The sequence below is a fragment of the Kitasatospora sp. NPDC059408 genome, from assembly GCF_042751525.1.
In the GTDB taxonomy this organism is placed as follows: domain Bacteria; phylum Actinomycetota; class Actinomycetes; order Streptomycetales; family Streptomycetaceae; genus Kitasatospora.
In genome coordinates this window covers 58,247-75,872 of sequence record NZ_JBHYWI010000032.1, presented here as the reverse complement: position 1 = coordinate 75,872, position 17,626 = coordinate 58,247, and the positions used below count along the sequence as shown (strand labels likewise).

Here is a 17,626-nt window from a genome sequence, read left to right as displayed (position 1 = left end):
ATCGGCCCGCGGCTCAATGGGTGGTGCCGCTGAGCTGCAGGCCGATCACGCCGGCGATCACCAGGGAGATCGAGACCAGCTTGAGCACCGACGTCGTCTCGTCCAGGAAGACCATGCCGTAGATGGCGGTGCCGGCCGCGCCGATGCCGGTCCACACCGCGTAGGCCGGGCCGACCGGCAGGCTCTTGAGCGAGAGGGTCAGCAGGCCGAAGCTGCTGAGGGCGAACACGCAGAAGCTGATGGTGGGCCAGAGCCTGGTGAAGCCCTCGCTGAGCTTGAGGTTGATCGCGAAGCCGGTCTCCAGCAGGCCGGCCAGGATCACCAGGGCCCATGCCATCGCGTGCCCTCCCTGTCGATCGACGGGTCGGACCGCACAGTGGTCCGACTTTCCTATGATCGCCAGGGCGGCGCGGTCCGACACCTCGAACGGGCCACCGGCCTCGCCGGGACGCGGCGGGGCCGGGCGGGGTCAGTCGTCCTCGCGGGCCTCCTTGCTGGCCAGCAGGCGGCGCAGCGAGTAGAGCCGGGCGGCGTCGGCGTGGCCGTCGGCGACCCAGGCGTCCAGGGCGCAGTCCGGCTCGTCGTGGCTGCAGGCGCGCGGGCAGTCGACCGTGCCCGGCTCCAGGTCGGGGAAGGCGAGGATGACCCGGGACGGGTCGATGTGGGAGAGGCCGAAGGAGCGGAAGCCCGGGGTGTCGATCACCCAGCCCGAGTTCAGCGCCTTCTTGGAGCCGGCCTTGGCGCCCGGGGGCGGGGGCAGGCGCAGCGCGAGGGCCGAGACGGTGGTGTGCCGGCCGCGGCCGGTGACGGCGTTGACGTGGCCGGTCTGCCGCTGGCGGTCCGGGACGAGGGCGTTGACCAGGGTGGTCTTGCCGACGCCGGAGTGGCCGATGAACACGGTGGAGCGGCCGCGCAGGTGCTCGCGCACGGCCTCGGCGCCCGCGCTCTCCAGTTCGTCCCGGCGGGTGACGACGTAGTCGATGCCGAGCGGCGCGTAGGACTCCAGGAGCGTTTCGGCGGACGCGAGGTCGGCCTTGGTGAGCACGAGCAGGGGTTCCATGCCCGCGTCGTAGGCGGCCACCAGGCAGCGGTCGATCAGCCGGGGCCGGGGCTCCGGGTCGGCCAGGGCGGTGACGATGGCGAGCTTCTCGGCGTTGGCGACGACGATCCGCTCGTACGGGTCGTCGTCGTCCGCGGTGCGCCGCAGCACGGAGGTGCGTTCCTCGACCCGGACGATCCGGGCGAGGGTGTCGGCGTCCCCGGAGAGGTCGCCGACGATGTTGACGACGTCGCCGACGACGACGCCCTTGCGGCCCAGTTCGCGGGCCTTCATGGCGACGACCTGGCGTTCCTGCTTGGTCCCCGGGTCGATCAGGCAGGTGATCCGGCCGCGGTCGACGGTCAGCACCATCGCCTCGGCGGCGTCCTCGTGCTTGGGCCGGATCCGGGTCCGCGGCCGGGAGCCCCGGCGGGCGGGGCGGTTGCGGATGTCGTCCTCGTCGGCGTCCTTGCCGTAGCGGCGCATGGCTTCAGTCTCCGCTCAGGCGTCCGCCGCCGCTTCGCCGAGCAGGTCCGCCCACATGTTCGGGAAGTCGGGCAGGGTCTTGGCGGTGGTGGCCACGTTCTCGACCTCGACCCCGGGCACGGCCAGGCCGATGACGGCGGCGGCGGTGGCCAGGCGGTGGTCCTCGTAGGTGTGGAAGACGCCGCCGTGCAGCGGGCGGGGGCGGATGCGCAGGCCGTCCTCGGTCTCGGTGACGTCGCCGCCGAGGTCGTTGATCTCCTTGGCGAGCGCGGCGAGCCGGTCGGTCTCGTGCAGGCGCAGGTGGGCGATGCCGTAGAGGTGGGACTCGGAGTCGGCGAGCGCGGCGACGGCGGCGATCACCGGGGTGAGCTCGCCGACGTCGTGCAGGTCGGCCTCGATGCCGTGGATGCGGCCGGTGCCGGTGAACTGCAGGCCCTCGTCGGTGAACTCGCAGGCGCCGCCCATGCGGGAGTAGATCTCGCGCAGCTGGTCGCCGGGCTGGGTGGTGTGCTTGGGCCAGTCGCGGACGGTGACCCGGCCGCCGGTGACGAGCGCGGCGGCGAAGAACGGCGCGGCGTTGGACAGGTCGGGCTCGACGACCAGGTCGCGGCCGATCAGGGCGCCGGGGGTGACCCGCCAGACGTCCTTCTCGCCGCCGTCCTCGGGGGCGTCGACCTGGGCGCCGGCCAGGCGCAGCATCTCGACCGTCATCCGGATGTGGGGCAGCGACGGGACGGGGCCGCCGACGTGCCGGACCTCGACGCCGTGGTTGTAGCGGGCGCCGGACAGGAGCAGGGCCGAGACGAACTGGGAGGACGAGGAGGCGTCGAGCTCGACCTGGCCGCCGTCGAGGGCGCCGGTGCCGTGCACGGTCAGCGGGAAGGCGCCGCGGCCCTCGTCGTCGATGCGGGCGCCGAGGGCGCGCAGGGCGTTGATCACGCCGTGCTGGGGGCGCTCGTAGCTGCGCGGGTCGCCGTCGAAGTGGACCGGGCCGTCGGCGAGGACGGCGAGCGGCGGCAGGAAGCGCATGACGGTGCCGGCGTTGCCGACGTCGATGGACGCCGGGCCGAGCAGGGCGGGGGCAGGGATGACGCGCCACGCCTCGCCGCCGCCGGTGCCGCCGGAGTCGTTGTTGACCTTCTCCTCGATGCCGACGCCGAGGGCGCGCAGGCCGTCGGCCATCAGCTGGGAGTCGCGGCTGCGCAGCGGGCGGCGGACCCAGCCGGGCTCGTCGGCCAGTGCCGCCAGCACCAGGGCCCGGTTGGTGACCGACTTGGAGCCGGGGATGGTGACGGTGGCGTCAACGGGGGTGGTCGCGACGGGGGCGGGCCACAGGGTCTCGGTCATGGGGGCCAGTTTAGGGGCCGTACCGGAACGGCCCCCGCTGCGGCCGCATGCCGGGACTGTGGGGGTTCAGTGCAAGGGCTGGAGCAGCCAGCTCGCGCCGAGGGCGAGCGAGGCGAGGGCGACCAGCAGGAAGACGGTGACCCAGGCGAGGCCCGGGACGTGGGTGAGGCGGGCGAGCTGGTCGGCGTCGGAGTCGCGGGCCCAGCCGGTGCGGCGCTGGTGCTGGAGCTCCAGGACCGGGCGGACGGCGCCGAACAGGAGGAACCAGCAGCCGAGGTAGGCGAAGCCGGCCTGGACCTGGGCGCTGCCGAACCAGGAGACGAGGAAGAAGGCGGCGCCGGCGACGAGGACGGTGAACAGGCCGTAGGCGTTGCGGATGCGCACCAGCAGGGCGAGGAGCAGCACGATCGCGAGCCACAGCAGCAGCGTGATGCGGTCGGCGGCGAGCAGGGCGGCGCAGCCGAGGCCGAGCAGGGCGGGGGCGGTGTAGCCGGCGGCGGCGGTGAGGACCATGCCGGGGCCGGTGGGGCGGCCGTAGGAGAGGGTGAGGCCGGAGGTGTCGGAGTGCAGCCGGATCCCGGCGAGCTTACGGCCGGTGGCGAGGGCGGCGAGGCCGTGGCCGCCCTCGTGGGCGATGGTCACCGCGTTGCGGGTGACGTGCCACAGCGGGCGGGCGAGGACGGCGAGCAGGGCGAGCGCGCCGGTGGCGAGGACCAGCCAGCCGGGCGGGGCGGCCTGGGTGCCGGTCACCCGGTCCCACAGGTCGCCGAGGTCGTGTCCGGTCGTCGGGCTGGGGGTCATGGCGTGGTCTCGCCTCCGTTCGCTGTGCTGGGCCGTTCGGAGCAGCCTCCCATGCGGGGACGGCGGCGGGGGAGGCGGTGGTTCGCTGTTCGGGATGAAGAAGTGGTGAGACCCGGGGCCGTGGCAGAGTGGCCCGCATGTGCGGTCGCTTCGCCTCCAGCAGCAAGCCCGAGGACCTCCTCGACCTCTTCGGGGTCGAGCAGTGGGATCCGGAGGAGACCCTCGCGCCGAACTGGAACGTGGCGCCGACGAACAGCGCGTTCGTGGTGCTGGAGCGGATGTCGAAGGAGCGGCCGGGCGTGGTGCGCCAGCTGCGGGTGCTGCGCTGGGGCCTGGTGCCGCAGTGGTCGAACTCGGCGGAGACGGCGGTGAAGATGATCAACGCCAGGTCGGACACCGTGCACGAGAAGCCCTCCTACCGGCAGGCGTTCGCCTCCCGGCGGTGCATCCTGCCGGTGGACGGCTACTACGAGTGGCAGACGGTGCCCGCCGAGCGCGGCAAGCCGCGCAAGAAGCCGTTCTTCGTCTCCCGGACGGACGGCACCCCGCTGGCGCTGGCCGGGCTGTACGAGTTCTGGCGCGACCGGACGGTGCCGGCCGGGCACCCGGCGGCCTGGCTGGTGACGTTCACGATCGTGACGACGGACGCGGAGCCGCTGCTCGCGCCGATCCACGAGCGGATGCCGCTGTTCCTCGACCCGTCCTCGTTCGACGAGTGGCTGGACCCGGGGCAGAGCGACCCGGACGGGCTGCGCCGGCTGCTGATACCCCCGCCGCCCGGCGCGCTGCGGGCCACCCCGGTGTCGCCGGCGGTGGGCAGCATCCGCAACAACGGCCCGGAGCTCAAGGAACCGTGGACCGAGGTCGAGTACGAGACCACGCTGTTCTGACCGTCCGCGCCGGCCGTTCGTCCTGACCGTCCGCGCTGTTCCGACCAACCGAGTTGCGGATCCGTGCCGTTCCGAGAGGGAGCCACCGTTGACGACCACCGAACTCGTCCCCACCGAGGCCGGGGACGCCCGGATCACCTACCACCGGGCGGCCGCGCCGAAGGCGCTGCTGGCCCTCGGGCACGGCGCGGGTGGCGGGACCGGCGCGCGGGACCTCGTCGCGCTGGCCGCGGCGCTGCCGCCGCGCGGGATCACCGTGGCGCTGGTGGAGCAGCCGTGGCGGGTGGCCGGGAAGAAGCTCGGCCCGGCGCCGCGGACGCTGGACCTCGGCTGGCGGCCGGTGGCCGAGCGGCTGGCCGGGCAGGGCCTGCCGCTGGTGGTCGGCGGGCGCAGCGCCGGGGCGCGGGTGGCGTGCCGCACGGGCGCGGCGAGCGGGGCGGTGGGCGTGGTGGCGCTGGCGTTCCCGCTGCACCCGCCGGGCAAGCCGGAGAAGAGCCGGGCGCAGGAGCTGCTGGAGTCGGGGCTGCCGACGCTGGTGGTGCAGAGCGCGGCGGACCCGTTCGGCGGGCCGGCCGAGTTCCCGGAGCTGCCGCGGGGCCACGCGCTGGTGGAGGTGCCGTACGGCAGCCACGGCTTCGAGGTGCCGAAGCGGGCTCCGGTGGGGCAGGACGAGGTGCTGGAGCTGATCTGCGGGGCGGTCGGGGACTGGGTGCTCGGGCTGCTGTGAGCGCGGGACCGGCGGTGAGCTGCGGTTTTCCCCGGGCGCACCGTTCGCTCACCCGTGCGGGTGAAAGCCGCGCGGGGCCGGGAATGCGGGCGGGGGCCCTGTGGTTGACACCCTCGTCAGCAGATTAACGGGTGAGAGGCAGGGCAGATGGGTTCGATCGCGTGCCCGGAGCGGCCGGAGGAGCGAGAGGCCGCCACGGCGTTCGCTCCCGCCTGGTCCGACTGGATAGTCGCGGGCGAGAAGCCCGTCAGCCCGATATCCTCCATTTCGGGGCGGCCCGCCGTGGGCCGTGCGCGCCATGCCGAGGAGGTGGGTCCGGTCGTCGGGACCGAGCACGAGGCCGAACCCGGCCGTGGCCCGGATGAGGGCCGGCCCGAGGGCGAGGCGCTCACCGGTGAGGAACTGGCCGAGGCGATCGGTGAGGACACCTTCCGGGTGTCGGCCGAGGAGACCGAGGAGGCCCGGCGGGAGCGCTTCGAGCGCGACGCCCTGGGCTACCTGGATCCGATGTACTCGGCCGCGCTGCGCATGACGCGCAACCCGGCGGACGCGGAGGACCTGCTCCAGGAGGCGTTCGCCAAGGCGTACGCGTCGTTCCACCAGTTCCGCGAGGGCACGAACCTCAAGGCCTGGCTGTACCGCATCCTCACCAACACCTTCATCAACTCGTACCGCAAGAAGCAGCGGGAGCCCCAGCGCACCGCCGCCGAGGAGATCGAGGACTGGCAGCTGGCGCGCGCCGAGTCGCACATGTCGACGGGGCTGCGCTCGGCCGAGACCCAGGCCCTGGACCACCTCCCCGACAGCGACGTGAAGGACGCCCTCCAGGCCATCCCGGAGGAATTCCGGATCGCCGTGTACCTCGCGGACGTCGAAGGCTTTGCGTACAAGGAGATCGCGGACATCATGGGTACTCCCATCGGTACGGTGATGTCCCGGCTGCACCGCGGCCGTCGTCAGCTGCGCGGCATGCTGGAGGACTACGCCCGTGAGCGCGGGCTCGTCCCGGCCGGCAGCGGGGCAGGGCAGGAAGCGAAGGGCTCGGGCTCATGAGCTGCGGCGATCCGCACGACACCGAGTGTGGCGAGGTCCTCGACCACCTCTACGAATTCCTCGACAACGAGATGGCCGAGGGCGACTGCGCCAAGCTGCGCGTGCACTTCGAGGAGTGCTCGCCGTGCCTGCGCCAGTACGGCCTGGAGCAGGCGATCAAGGCGCTGATCAAGCGTTCCTGCGGCTGCGACGACACCCCGGCCGACCTGCGCAGCAAGGTGCTGGCCAGGATCGACTCGATCCGCGCCGGGCAGCGCTCGGGCGAGCAGGTCGTGGTGGCCGTCGAGGCCACGGTCGAGATCCACGCGGAGACGGCGCGGCCGGTCCCCGAGGTGGGCGACGCGCCGCAGCCGGGCGTGCGCCCCGGTGCGCCGGTCGAGGCCGGCGCCCAGGCGGAGTAACCGGCCGGGCCCGCCGGCGAGGGCGGGTCGGACGGTCCGGACACGGAGTTCAGCGGCCCCGGGAGCGTGTGCTCCCGGGGCCGCTCCCGTTCTGCTTGCATGCGCCCCTCACTCGTTCGAGTGAGTTGGCGGTGTGCCAACTGCGGCATTGCGCGATCATGCGTCCCCGCGCCCGATGCGCGGCCTATCCTCCTGACGGACACTCACCGCCGGTCCGCCCGGCGCGCTGAGCGCGGAGAGCGGGCCAGGACGGCAGGGAGGTCGAGATCGCTAGCGACAGTGGAGGGGCGGCCCTGCCGGAGGGCGCGACGCGCTACCTCGTGGCCGTTCCGGTGGCGGCGCTCTGCTGCCTGCTGCCGCTGCTGCCCACCGTGGCCCTGCCCGGGGTGCCGCGCTGGCTCGGCTCCCCGGTCGACTGGCCCAAGGTCGGGCTGCTCGGCTTCCTCCACGGCTGCTGGGAGTCGCTCGCCCAGGGCCTGCCCACCCCCTGCCAGCGGCTGGTGCGCCGGCTGCTGCGCCGCCCGGTGCCGGCCGAGCGGGCGCCCGTGCGGCCCGGGGTGAACGCGTTCTTCCCGGTGCTGTTCGCCGGCGTGCTGATGCTCCCGCCGGCCGCCGCCGCGTTCGTCGCCGTGCCGGCGGCGCTGCTCGGCGGCCCGGGCGGGCGCCACTACCGGCAGCGGCAGCTGTGGAACGGCTCCCAGCTCGCGCTGAGCGCCTTCGCCGGCGCCGTCGCCTTCCACCTGCTGCGCGGCCCGCAACTGCTCCTCGGCTCCCGCTTCCCGGCCGCCCTGCTGCCCGGCCTCGCCGCCCTCGTCGCGTTCTGCCTGGTCAACGGCGTCCTGGTGGGCGTCATGCTGATGCTCAGCGAGGGGAGCCGGGCCGACGTCCTGCTGCGCGGGGCGTGCACGGTGTGCGGGCTGCCGGTCCTGGTCCACGCCGCCGGCGGGCTCATGGTCGCCGTCCTGTGGCAGGGCCCGTACGGCGCGTTCGCGGCGCTGCTCGCGCTGCTGCCGCTGTCGATCTCGGCGTGGGTGTTCGCCCAGGGGCACCGCGAGCGCGACGCCCACCAGGCGACCGTCCAGGCGCTCGTGCAGGCCGTCGAGATCAAGGACGCCTACACCCGCGGGCACAGCGAGCGGGTGGGCCGGGCCGCCGTCCTGATCGCCGGTCAGCTCGGCATGGAGGCCGAGCGGCTGCGCACCCTGCGCTTCGCCGCGATCCTGCACGACGTCGGCAAGCTCGGCGTGGCCACCGAGCTGCTCCGCAGAAACGGTCCCCTCACCGACGCCGAGCGCCGGGCCGTCGAGGTCCACCCGGTGTACGGGTACGAGCTGGTGCGCGGCATCGCCTTCCTCGGCGAGGCGCACGCCGGGATCCTGCACCACCACGAGCGGATGGACGGGCGCGGCTACCCCAGCGGGCTGGCCGGCGAGCAGATCCCCGAGTTCGCCCGGATCATCTCGGTCGCCGACGCCTTCGACTCGATGACCTCCACCCGCTCCTACCGCCGCGGGCGGCCGGTGGCCGAGGCCGTCGCCGAGCTGGAGCGGTGCTCGGGCAGCCAGTTCGACCCGGTGATGGTCCGCGCGCTGATCGGCGCGCTCGCCGTCCACGACTGGCAGCCGGTGCTGCCCGCCCCGACCGGGGAGTGCCTGCGGGCCGTCCCGGACATCCCGCTCGGCGTGCCGGAGCCCGTCCGGGCCGCCCCGGGCCGGGTGCCCGCCCGGGGCGGGAGCGTCCCCTCGGCCGGGCAGCCGTGAGCGGGCCGCGCCCACGGGAGCGGGCCCGGCCGCGGGACGGCCGGTGGGCGGCGCACGCGGTGCGGGTGGCGGCGGCCGGGCTGCTGGCCGCCGCGCTCGTGGCGGTCGCGGCGCGCGGGGTCGAGCAGCCTCGGGTCGCGCTCGCCTTCACCGGGCTGATCGCGCTCGGCGAGTGCGTCCGGATCACCCTTCCGGGCGATCGCGAGCAGGCGCCCATCGGCGCGGCCGGCGCGCTGGCGTACGCGCTGCTCGGGCCGCTGCGCGGGCTGCCGACCGCGCACGGCACGCTGCAGGTGGTCGCCGTCACCGGCGTCGGCCTGCTGCTCGCCTGGCTGCCCGGGCTCGCCCTGCCCCACCCCGGGCGCCCGCACCGGCGCCCGCCCTGGGCCGACCCCGTCCGGCGCGACAGCGCCGCCCGCCGGCTGCTCGGCGTCGGGTTCGCCGCCGCCGTCTTCCAGCCGCTCTACAACAGCGGCCTGGTCGACCGCTTCTCGCCCGACGGCCCCGCCTACGGCGTGTTCCTGACCGCCGTCGCCGCGCTCGCCGCCCTCTGCGACGCCACCCTCGCGGCCCTGCTGCGCCGCGACTGGACCCGCGGCCCGGGCCCGAAGGCCGGCCCGAGGACCGGGCTGCGGTTCTCGGCCGCGCTGGAGGACGAGCTGCACGCGCTGTTCGGCATCGGCTCGGCGATCGTCGCCACCGGGATGCTGGTCAGCCTGGCGGCCGGCGAGGTCGGGCTGTGGGCGCTGCCGCTGTTCTGCGCCCCGCTGCTGCTCGCCCAGGTGTCGTTCCGCCGCGCCGCGGCCGTCCGGGCCACCACCGGGCAGACCATCGCCAGCCTGGCCCGCGCCACCGAGGTGGCCGGCTACACCCCGCACGGGCACGCCCGGCGGGTCGCCGACACGGCCTGCGCCCTCGGCCGCGACCTGGGGCTCGGCACCCGCGAACTCGCCCTGCTGGAGTACGCGGCGCTGATGCACGACGTCGGCCAGCTGTCGCTGGTCGAGCCGGTGCCCGACGGCGCCACCGCCCTGCTGCCCTGCGCCGAGCAGCAGCGCATCGCCCGCCTCGGCAGCGAGGTGATCAGCCGCACCGGGGTGCCCCGGCAGGTGGCCGAGCAGGTAGCCCGGCTGGCCGACCCCTACCCGGGACCGGCCGGCGGCGACGGCTCGGTGCCGCTCGCGGCCCGCATCATCCGGGTGGCCAACGCCCACGACGACCTGCTGACGGCCGCCCGGGGGCGCGGCGTCGGCGAGGCGGTCGGGCACCTGGAGGCGCTGGAGGTCCTGCGCCTGGGCCGCGGACGGGTGTACGACGCCCGGGTCGTCGACGCCCTGGCCAGGGTCGGGGGCCAGGCCAGGGCCTGACCGCCCGCCGCCCGCGGCCGGGGGGCGGACACCCGGCGCACCCCCGGTACGGCGGGGGCGGCCGGAAGCGGAGCGCGGCCCCGGTGCGGGCTCCGCGCCCCGGGGTTGAGGTGCGGCGGCGGGGCGGGCAGGCTGGGTAGGGGCGTCCCCGACCCCGGCGGTGGGGAGCGCGCCCGGGGGCGGGCGTGGTTGGATGCGGTCGTAGCGTGGAACACCGACCCGGGGCACCGGGCCCGCATCCCGGAAATCGCGCCATCGTTTTCACGAACTCGGGGCGCGGGAGCGGCGGTACGGGACTTGAGCGGACGACGACGGCAGGGACGAACGTGAGGATCTTCCACCGGGCACGGCACCGGCCGTCCGCCACCTGGCGGCAGACGACCGACCGGGCCTTCACGCTGATCGGCGACGGCCGCTACGAGGACGCCGGCGCGCTGCTCGTGATGGCCGCCGACCTGGAGCCGTGGCTCTCCGACTCCTGGTTCAACCTCGCCCTGCTGCACAAGTTCCGCCGGGACTGGGAGCAGGCCCGTTCGGCCGGCCTGCGGGCCGTCGCCCTGCTGGACCGCGAACAGGGCGCCCCCGACTGGTGGAACCTCGGCATCACCGCGACCGCCCTCCAGGACTGGCCGCTGGCCCGCCGCGCCTGGCAGGCGTACGGGCTGAGGCTGCCCGGCGGCCCGGGCGCGCAGCAGGACGGCCCGGTCGCCCTGGACCTCGGGACGACGCCGGTGCGGCTGTCCCCGGACGGCGAGTCCGAGGTGGTGTGGGGCCGGCGGCTGGACCCGGCCCGCATCGAGGTGCTGTCCATCCCGCTGCCGTCCTCCGGCCGCCGCTGGGGCGAGGTGGTGCTGCACGACGGCGCCCCGCACGGCGAGCGGGTCACGGACGGGATCGCCTACCCGGTGTTCGACGAGATCGAGCTGTGGGCGCCGTCCCCGGTGCCGACCTACGTCGTGCTGCTCCAGGCGGCCACGGCGGGCGACCGGGACGCGCTGGAGCGGATGGTCGCGGACGCGGGCTACGCCGCGGAGGACTGGACGTCCTCGGTGCGGCTGCTGTGCCGGGCCTGCTCGGAGAGCCGGATGGCCTCGGACGACGGCCACACCGCCCACCACGACCCGCACGACGACGGCGACGCGTCGCACCCCGGCCACCTGAGCCACCTGAGCCAGGGCGGCGCGGCCGGGATGTCGTGGCTGGTGGAGCGCGAGTGCGGGATCGCCGCCCCCGCGCACCTGGTGCGCGCGCTGCTGGACCGCTGGGTCACGGCGGCCCCCGGAAGCCGGGCTTACCGGGATCTCGAAGAGGTCTGCTGAGTACCCTGGTGAGGTACGCGTAGACCTATGGAAGCGGAAGACATGGCGGAGCAGCACGACCACGAGCACGAGCACGACGTGGAGGGGGCCGCGCCCGAGGCACCCGTCAAGGTGATCGGCGAGGAGCCCGACCTCACCAAGGGCACCGCGCGTCCGATCACCGTGGTCGGCAACCCGGTCCTGCACCGCGAGGTCAAGGACGTGACCGCGTTCGACGGCGAGCTGGCGGCCCTGATCGACGACATGTTCCAGTCGATGTACGCGGCCGAGGGCGTGGGCCTCGCGGCCAACCAGATCGGCGTGGACCTGAAGGTCTTCGTCTACGACTGCCCGGACGACGAGGGCGTGCGCCACATCGGCCACGTGATCAACCCGGTGTTGGAGGAGTACCCGGCCGACCGCAAGCGCGTGCTGGACGACGGCAACGAGGGCTGCCTGTCGGTGCCGACCGCGTACGCCGAGCTGCCGCGCCCGGACTTCGCCGCGGTGACCGGCGTCGACAAGGACGGCACCCCGATCCGCGTCGAGGGCACCGGCTTCTTCGCCCGCTGCCTGCAGCACGAGACGGACCACCTGTACGGGTTCCTCTACATCGACAGGCTGTCGAAGCGGGACCGCAAGGACGCCCTGCGCCAGATGGCCGAGGGCACCGCGCGCTACGCGACCGTGCCGAACGCGTAAGCACCCCTCCAACACCGCTGCCCCGCACGGACCTTCCGTGCGGGGCAGCGGTGTTTCTCACGGGGCGGTGCCGTCCGGGGCCGGCCCGGGTCCGGTGTGGAGGACCTCGCGGCCCTGCTCGGCGGCGCGGAGGAGCCCTTCGCTGACGAAGTCGAGGAAGCGGGCCGCGTTTTCGAGGCGGGCGGCGGCCGGGGTGCCGCGGCCGAGGACGCCGACGCCCTGGCGCGCGGTCTCGATGAACCGGTCGTTGGACCGGGCGCTGCGGATCATCGACCGGTACCAGAGGTCCGCGTCGACGACGTAGCGCTCGCGGCGGCGCTGGTCGCGTTCCCTGCGGACGAGTTCCAGTCCTTCGAGGAACGTGATCGCCTTGGAGACGGACGCCGGGCTGACCTGGAGGTGCCGGGCGAGTTCGGCGGCGGTCATGCTGCCGGTGTCGGTGGTGTAGAGGCAGCCGAGCACCCGGGCCATCATCCTGGGCAGGCCCGAGGTCGCGAAGACGGTGGTGAGGGCCTCCTCGTAATCGCGCACGGCCCCGGCGTCGCGTCCGTAGGGCTGCGGGGCCGCCTGCGGCACCTGGACCGCGGCCTGTCCGCGCGAGCGGGTGCGCTGCTGGGTGGCGCGCTGGGCCAGGTCGGCGCGGTAGCCGGCGGCGCCGCCGTTGCGCATCACCTCACGCGTGATCGTGGAGGTCGGACGGTCGAGACGGCGGGCGATCTCGGCGTAGGCGAGGTCGTCGGCCAGCCCGATCGCGATCTGCTGGCGCTCCTGCTGGGTGAGCCTGCCTCCCGGCATCACGACCCCTTTCGTGCCGCGGGTGCTCCCCGGGCGCTGCTCGGCGTTCCCTGACGCTGTCACCATAGCGTTCACCTTCAGTGCATTGCAACGCGCGACTCTTCTGGCGTTGCGTTAAGCGCGAGGGCTTTGCAATGATTTCCCTGCTATGACCTGCCTAAATGCTACCCCAAGGCAAGGATTTCGTTGTCGAAATATGGAAAGCAACGTAGTGTTTCCAGCGTTCGGAAAGCAGCAGGCCCCACACACCAGGGAGAGCACGATGCACACGTTCGACACCGCCGCCCCGATCTGCGCCGTCCTGGACATCCCCGGGGGACGCGTCCTGTTCATCGCCGCGGACCGGGCCGACACCGCGGTCGAGATCCTGCCCGCGAACGCCGCGAAGGGCCGCGACGTGAAGGCGGCGGAGCAGACCACGGTCGCGTACGCCGACGGGGTCCTGCGGATCGAGAACCCGGTGAAGTCCCAGTACGTCGGTCCCTCCGGATCCGTCGACGTGACCGTCAAGCTGCCCGCCGGTTCCCGCGTCGAGGCCAAGGCCGCCGCCGCCGAACTCCGGACCGTCGGCCGCCTCGGCGACGTCTCCTTCGAGGGCGCCTACCGCCGGATCAAGCTGGACGAGGCCGCGAGCCTGCGGCTCATCGCGGTCGACGGCGATGTCGAGGTCGGCCGGCTGGGCGGGCCCGCGGAGATCAGCACCGCGCGGGGCGACATCCGGATCGCCGAGGCCACGGGCGGCACGGTCCGCCTCGGCACCCAGTCCGGCGACATCACGGTCGGCGCCGCCGCCGGTGTGTCGGCCGCCCTGGACGCCGGCACCGGCCACGGCCGCATCAGCAACGCCCTCAAGAACGACGGCACCGCCGGCCTCGACATCCGCGCCACCACCTCCTACGGCGACATCACCGCGCGCAGCCTCTGATCCGCGGCCTGCGGAACGGCACCGCGCACCACCTGACCCGGCAACACCCACCCACACGTCCTACAAGGAGCACACCATGTCCCCCTCCCTCACCGGCCCCGAGCTGCAGAAGACCATCGAGGAGATCGTCGAATCCGGCTTCGCAGGCATGCAGCTGCGCGTGAACGACGACCGCGGCGAATGGGTCGGCAGCGCGGGAGTACGCGAGCTGGGCGAGAGCGAGAAGCCGCCGATCGACGGGCGGTTCCGGATCGGCAGCACCACCAAGACCTTCACCGCGACCCTGGTGCTGCGACTGGTCGCCGAGGGCCTGATCGAGTTGGACGGCCCGGCGGACGACTACCTGCCCGGCTTCGGGCTGGACCGGCGGATCACGGTGCGCATGCTCCTGCAACACACCAGCGGGCTGTTCAACTACACCGGCGAATACTACGAGGACGGGACGGTCGCGCCGGGCATCCCCTGGCAGGGCCAGGAGTACGTGGACAACCAGTTCCACACCTACCAGCCCGAGGAGTTGGTCCGGCTGGCGCTGTCCAAGCCGGCCCGGTTCGAGCCGGGAACGGACTGGAGCTACTCCAACACCAACTACGTCCTGGCCAGGCTGCTGGTCGAGGCCGTGACCGGCCGCCCGTTCGCCGAGGAGATGCGGCGGCTGATCCTGGAGCCGCTGGGGCTGTCGGGCACCGTGGTGCCGGACGCCTCGCCGGAGATCCCCGAGCCGCACGCCCACGGCTACTACCGGTACGAGGACGCCGGCCAGTGGAAGGTCGTCGACGTCACCCGCTTCGACGTCTCCTGGATCTCCGCCGCCGGCGACATGATCTCGACCACCGAGGACCTCCACACGTTCTTCTCCGCGCTGATGGGCGGCAAGCTCCTGCCGGACTCCCTGCTGGCCGAGATGCGCACGCCGCACCCCAAACTCGGTTACGGCCTGGGGCTGTTCGTGGAGGAGACGGACGGCGGGACCGTCTTCCACCACAACGGCGGCTTCTGGGGCTGGGGCGCGCTGATGTACAGCTCGCCCGACGGCAGCAGGACCCTGACCGCCTCCCTCACCTGCGGGGACGCCGAACTCGACTTCGTCGCCACGGCCGAGGCCTTCCAGCAGGCGCAGCAGCGGCTCGTCAAGGAGGTGTTCGGCAGTGGGCAGGCCGAGGCGGCCGAGGGGGCTGACGAACCGGCGGAGCCCGCCGCGCCGTTCGAGCCGGTGCTGACCCGTCACGCCGACGCCGAGACCTGTGCCGATCCGAGTTCCGTGATGAGGCTGTTCGCCGACTCGGACAGGACGGCCGACGGCTTCACCAGTTACCGTTCCACGTTCGCCGAGGGCGCCGTCGGGGCTCCCGCGCACGTCCACACCAAGGCGACCGAGCTGTTCTTCGTCATCAGCGGCTCCCTCAGGGTGCTGGTGGGCGAGGAGATCACGGTGCTCGACGCCGGTGACTTCCTGGCCGTGCCGCCGCACACCCCGCACGCCTTCGCCGCGGCGCCCGGCTGCGAGGCGGACGTCCTGTTCGTGTTCACTCCGGGTATGGGCCGGTTCGACTACCTGCGCCTGCTGGGCCGGGTCATGCGCGGCGAGGCCGACCCGAAGGAGATCGCCGAGTCGGCGGAGCGGTTCGACAACCACTACGTCGACAGCCCGGTCTGGCGCGCGGCCCTGGACGCATCGGCCTGATCGCGGATCGGTTCGTCGGACGGTTCCCCTAGGGTGACCGGCGAGATCGCTCGGAACGGTCGTGGAGGGGTGCACGAGATGTGGTGGAGCAGGAAGCCCGACGGGGAACGGGCGCGGTGGGTGCTCCGACCGCTGGTGGGGGTCGGGCCGCTGCTGTTCGGGATGAGTCCCGGCGAGGTCCGGACGGTTCTGGGCGGGGCGGCCGTCTCCGCTTCGCGGAGCTGGGCGGGCAGGCTGTCCTGGCAGCGGTACCGGGACGTGGGCGTGACCGCGATCTACGGCGTGGACGAGCGCTTGGCCGCCGTGGCGGTGGACGCGCTGACCGGACCGCTGGTGCGGCTGGGGGACGTCGGGCTGATCGCCCGGGTGCCGTCCGAGGTGCGCGCGGATGTTCATGAACTCGCCCGCCGAGATGGGGAGTCGGTGAGGGCGAACTGGAGCGGGGATCCCGAGGTGGCGGCCTGGGGGCTGTCGATGGGCGCCGCGCGGGAGCAGAAGGACGCGATGCTCACCGAGGCCCTGTTGGTCGGCCCCGGGCCGGCCGACGATCCGTACGGGACCGAGCCGGTCATCCGGTGGCGCGATGTCCGCGGCTGGGAGAAGAACCCCGGGGCCTGGCCCGTGGCGGCGGAGGAGGACCGGCCCCGCTGGGACTGGACGCCGCTGGTGGGGGTCGGCCCGCTTCGGTTCGGGATGCGTCCGGACCAGGTGATGGCCGCGCTGGACGGCGAGGCGCCAGCGGTCCGCCGGGGGCAGCCGCGCGCGCCGAAGATCGGGGCCGGCGAGTGGCGCTTGGAGGGGGAACGGTTCGAGGAGGCCGGTGTGGCCACCCACTACTCGTACCTGAAGGGCGCCCCCACGCTGGCCGCCGTGACCGTGCTCGGCCGCACCGGGCCCCAGGTCGAGTTCGAGGGCATCCGGCTGATCGGCAGGACGGTATCCACTCTTGAGGCGGCCCTGGTCCGGCACCTCGAAGACCGCGGGATCGACGTGGTCGTCGGCTGCGGCGAAGACCTCGAACTGGACGGGCTCGGCCTGTACGTCCGGGCCGTCCGGGCCGGGGACACCGTGATCAGCGAGGCCCGGTTCTGCGAAGCGGAGTGGGAAGACCACGGCTGACGAGCCCCGCGCTCAGGAAGTCGGCGACACCGACTTCCTGCGCCGTCGTGCGTGGGCCCGCCAGGCGGAGGCGTTCGCCTTGTGGGCCGGGCTCAGCGCTTGGTGCCGTCCACGATGACCGGCGTGCCGTTGGCGCCACAGGGGCTGGCGTAGACGGGGTTCTTCTCGGCGGCGGCCTTGAAGGCCTCGATGCACTGGCTCAGCAGGATCTTGTCGGTGAGCGAGTTGGCGATCGCGGCGTTGGCGGCGGCGGTGCTGTCGGCCTCGATCCTGCGCTTCTCGGCCTCGGCCTTGGCCGTGAGCACGGCGGCCTGTGCCTGGGCGGTGGCCTGGTCCTGCTGGATCTTCTGGTCGATCGCCTTCTGCAGGGCGTCGTTCGGCCGGACGTTGCGCAGGTTGACGCCGTTGACGAGGATGCCGCGCGGGGCGAGCCGGTCGGTGATCAGCTTGTCGATCTCGGCGCTGATCGCCTCCCGCTGCGAGCTGTAGCCCTCGACGCTGGTGTGGCGGGCGAAGACGTTGCGTACGATCTCCCGGCTGTCCGGGTAGACCAGCCGCTGCTGGACGGCGTCGGCGCTGCCGGCCAGCTTGAACAGCTCGACGGTGTGCTCGGGGTCGATCGACCACTTCACCGTGATGTCGGCGTACAGCACCCCGCCCTCGGAGGAGTGGACCTCGACGGTGGAGTCACCGGTCAGGTTGAGATCGGAGGGGCGGGTCGAGAAGGTCGTCACGTCGGTCAGCGGCGACTTGAAGTGGAGCCCGGGCTGCCAGGTGCGGCCGACCTTGCCGAGGCTGGTGGGCACCGCGACGTCCGTCGGCCCGACCACGTGTACGAAGGTCGTGAGCCCCAGGAGCAGCCCGAGCGCCCCGGCGAGGATGCCGCCGAGGGTGACCGGCCAGGAGCCGATCTTGCGCCACCGCAGTATGAGCAGGCCGGTGCCGACGGCCAGGAACAGCAGGGACAGGATGAGCATGGTGGGGTCCCCCGGGCTGGAGTGATCAAGACGGACGGCCGCAGCCTAGGAGGCCCGTCGACGTCCTGAAGTCGCTTCAGATGCTGTTCATACGATCGATGCCGCACGTTGGTTCGATGACGGCGGTGACTCTTCTCCGGCGGGGCCTCGCGAGGAGCGAGGGGGTCAAACAGTGGTGGCCCGGCCCGTGGTGGGCGGTGGGGGGGCCACGGTGGTGTCGGTAGGGCAGTTACAGGTGGGGGTGCGTGAAACAAG

17 protein-coding genes and 1 pseudogene are annotated in these 17,626 nt (G+C 73.5%); 12 read left to right on the top strand and 6 right to left on the bottom strand.

The annotated features are described in order from the left end of the window. Positions 1 to 13: 13 nt before the first annotated feature. The 4 genes from ACFXDE_RS22175 to ACFXDE_RS22160 form a co-directional block, all read right to left on the bottom strand. The gene (locus ACFXDE_RS22175) at positions 14 to 337 is read right to left on the bottom strand and encodes a DMT family transporter (protein ID WP_380438480.1); all 324 of its coding nucleotides are present in this window, start codon (positions 335 to 337) and stop codon (positions 14 to 16) included. Between the two features lie 132 nt (positions 338 to 469). Continuing rightward, positions 470 to 1,525 carry a ribosome small subunit-dependent GTPase A gene (gene rsgA / locus ACFXDE_RS22170; protein WP_380496560.1) on the bottom strand — a complete coding sequence of 352 codons (1,056 nt, stop codon included), beginning with the start codon at positions 1,523 to 1,525 and terminating at the stop codon, positions 470 to 472. Positions 1,526 to 1,540: 15 nt separating this feature from the next. Next, positions 1,541 to 2,872: a 3-phosphoshikimate 1-carboxyvinyltransferase gene (gene aroA / locus ACFXDE_RS22165; protein ID WP_380496559.1), complete on the bottom strand. Its 1,332-nt coding sequence runs from the start codon at positions 2,870 to 2,872 to the stop codon at positions 1,541 to 1,543. Positions 2,873 to 2,938: 66 nt separating this feature from the next. Next, positions 2,939 to 3,673, bottom strand: coding sequence for a M50 family metallopeptidase (locus tag ACFXDE_RS22160; RefSeq protein WP_380438486.1), 735 nt, complete (start codon positions 3,671 to 3,673; stop codon positions 2,939 to 2,941). 137 nt (positions 3,674 to 3,810) lie between these two features. Here ACFXDE_RS22160 and ACFXDE_RS22155 point away from each other — a divergent pair, with 137 nt between their 5' ends. The 8 genes from ACFXDE_RS22155 (at position 3,811) to def (ending at position 11,871) form a co-directional block, all read left to right on the top strand. Beyond that, entirely contained in the window at positions 3,811 to 4,563 is a 753-nt protein-coding gene (locus ACFXDE_RS22155) for an SOS response-associated peptidase (protein ID WP_380496558.1), read from the top strand. A gap of 88 nt (positions 4,564 to 4,651) precedes the next feature. Further along, entirely contained in the window at positions 4,652 to 5,290 is a 639-nt protein-coding gene (locus ACFXDE_RS22150) for an alpha/beta family hydrolase (RefSeq protein WP_380496557.1), read from the top strand. A 309-nt stretch (positions 5,291 to 5,599) separates the two neighbouring features. After that, positions 5,600 to 6,343 carry a sigma-70 family RNA polymerase sigma factor gene (locus ACFXDE_RS22145; protein WP_308130030.1) on the top strand — a complete coding sequence of 248 codons (744 nt, stop codon included), beginning with the start codon at positions 5,600 to 5,602 and terminating at the stop codon, positions 6,341 to 6,343. Then, entirely contained in the window at positions 6,340 to 6,744 is a 405-nt protein-coding gene (gene rsrA / locus ACFXDE_RS22140; protein ID WP_380438493.1) for a mycothiol system anti-sigma-R factor, read from the top strand. Before ACFXDE_RS22145 ends, rsrA begins: the two co-directional genes overlap by 4 nt. A gap of 320 nt (positions 6,745 to 7,064) precedes the next feature. Beyond that, positions 7,065 to 8,504 (top strand): HD-GYP domain-containing protein, encoded by a 1,440-nt coding sequence (locus tag ACFXDE_RS22135; RefSeq protein ID WP_380438495.1) that lies wholly within the window; start codon positions 7,065 to 7,067, stop codon positions 8,502 to 8,504. Next, positions 8,501 to 9,871 (top strand): HD-GYP domain-containing protein, encoded by a 1,371-nt coding sequence (locus ACFXDE_RS22130; RefSeq protein ID WP_380496556.1) that lies wholly within the window; start codon positions 8,501 to 8,503, stop codon positions 9,869 to 9,871. Before ACFXDE_RS22135 ends, ACFXDE_RS22130 begins: the two co-directional genes overlap by 4 nt. 326 nt (positions 9,872 to 10,197) lie before the next feature. Then, on the top strand, positions 10,198 to 11,190 hold the full coding sequence (locus ACFXDE_RS22125) for a tetratricopeptide repeat protein (RefSeq protein WP_380496555.1): 993 nt from the start codon (positions 10,198 to 10,200) through the stop codon (positions 11,188 to 11,190). A 27-nt stretch (positions 11,191 to 11,217) separates the two neighbouring features. After that, positions 11,218 to 11,871, top strand: coding sequence for a peptide deformylase (gene def, locus ACFXDE_RS22120; protein ID WP_380496554.1), 654 nt, complete (start codon positions 11,218 to 11,220; stop codon positions 11,869 to 11,871). A 57-nt stretch (positions 11,872 to 11,928) separates the two neighbouring features. On the opposite strand, the gene ACFXDE_RS22115 is transcribed toward def, so the two are convergent. Then, a complete protein-coding gene (locus tag ACFXDE_RS22115) occupies positions 11,929 to 12,666 on the bottom strand; it encodes a helix-turn-helix domain-containing protein (RefSeq protein ID WP_380496553.1) in 738 nt (245 codons plus the stop codon). A 262-nt stretch (positions 12,667 to 12,928) separates the two neighbouring features. On the opposite strand from ACFXDE_RS22115, the gene ACFXDE_RS22110 reads away from it, so the two are divergent. The 4 genes and pseudogenes from ACFXDE_RS22110 to ACFXDE_RS22095 all read left to right on the top strand — a co-directional run bounded on the left by ACFXDE_RS22110 (position 12,929) and on the right by ACFXDE_RS22095 (position 16,394). Continuing rightward, positions 12,929 to 13,591, top strand: a complete 663-nt coding sequence (locus tag ACFXDE_RS22110) for a DUF4097 family beta strand repeat-containing protein (RefSeq protein WP_380496552.1) — start codon at positions 12,929 to 12,931, stop codon at positions 13,589 to 13,591. Positions 13,592 to 13,667: 76 nt separating this feature from the next. Next, a pseudogene (locus tag ACFXDE_RS22105) lies at positions 13,668 to 14,735 on the top strand (serine hydrolase domain-containing protein); the annotation flags it as partial. A gap of 69 nt (positions 14,736 to 14,804) precedes the next feature. Beyond that, positions 14,805 to 15,275 (top strand): cupin domain-containing protein, encoded by a 471-nt coding sequence (locus ACFXDE_RS22100; protein WP_380496573.1) that lies wholly within the window; start codon positions 14,805 to 14,807, stop codon positions 15,273 to 15,275. Between the two features lie 78 nt (positions 15,276 to 15,353). Beyond that, on the top strand, positions 15,354 to 16,394 hold the full coding sequence (locus ACFXDE_RS22095) for a hypothetical protein (protein ID WP_380496551.1): 1,041 nt from the start codon (positions 15,354 to 15,356) through the stop codon (positions 16,392 to 16,394). A gap of 92 nt (positions 16,395 to 16,486) precedes the next feature. On the opposite strand, the gene ACFXDE_RS22090 is transcribed toward ACFXDE_RS22095, so the two are convergent. After that, positions 16,487 to 17,371, bottom strand: coding sequence for a prohibitin family protein (locus ACFXDE_RS22090; RefSeq protein WP_380496550.1), 885 nt, complete (start codon positions 17,369 to 17,371; stop codon positions 16,487 to 16,489). Positions 17,372 to 17,626: the final 255 nt, after the last annotated feature.

Excerpts from the sequence above, each read along its gene's own strand:
- rsgA (WP_380496560.1), bottom strand. The coding sequence starts at position 1,525 with ATGCGCCGCTACGGCAAGGACGCCGACGAGGACGACATCCGCAACCGC.
- ACFXDE_RS22175 (WP_380438480.1), bottom strand. The coding sequence starts at position 337 with ATGGCATGGGCCCTGGTGATCCTGGCCGGCCTGCTGGAGACCGGCTTC.
- rsrA (WP_380438493.1), top strand. The coding sequence starts at position 6,340 with ATGAGCTGCGGCGATCCGCACGACACCGAGTGTGGCGAGGTCCTCGAC.
- ACFXDE_RS22160 (WP_380438486.1), bottom strand. The coding sequence starts at position 3,673 with ATGACCCCCAGCCCGACGACCGGACACGACCTCGGCGACCTGTGGGAC.
- aroA (WP_380496559.1), bottom strand. The coding sequence starts at position 2,872 with ATGACCGAGACCCTGTGGCCCGCCCCCGTCGCGACCACCCCCGTTGAC.
- ACFXDE_RS22090 (WP_380496550.1), bottom strand. The coding sequence starts at position 17,371 with ATGCTCATCCTGTCCCTGCTGTTCCTGGCCGTCGGCACCGGCCTGCTC.
- ACFXDE_RS22155 (WP_380496558.1), top strand. The coding sequence starts at position 3,811 with ATGTGCGGTCGCTTCGCCTCCAGCAGCAAGCCCGAGGACCTCCTCGAC.
- def (WP_380496554.1), top strand. The coding sequence starts at position 11,218 with ATGGAAGCGGAAGACATGGCGGAGCAGCACGACCACGAGCACGAGCAC.
- ACFXDE_RS22115 (WP_380496553.1), bottom strand. The coding sequence starts at position 12,666 with ATGCCGGGAGGCAGGCTCACCCAGCAGGAGCGCCAGCAGATCGCGATC.
- ACFXDE_RS22095 (WP_380496551.1), top strand. The coding sequence starts at position 15,354 with ATGTGGTGGAGCAGGAAGCCCGACGGGGAACGGGCGCGGTGGGTGCTC.
- ACFXDE_RS22110 (WP_380496552.1), top strand. The coding sequence starts at position 12,929 with ATGCACACGTTCGACACCGCCGCCCCGATCTGCGCCGTCCTGGACATC.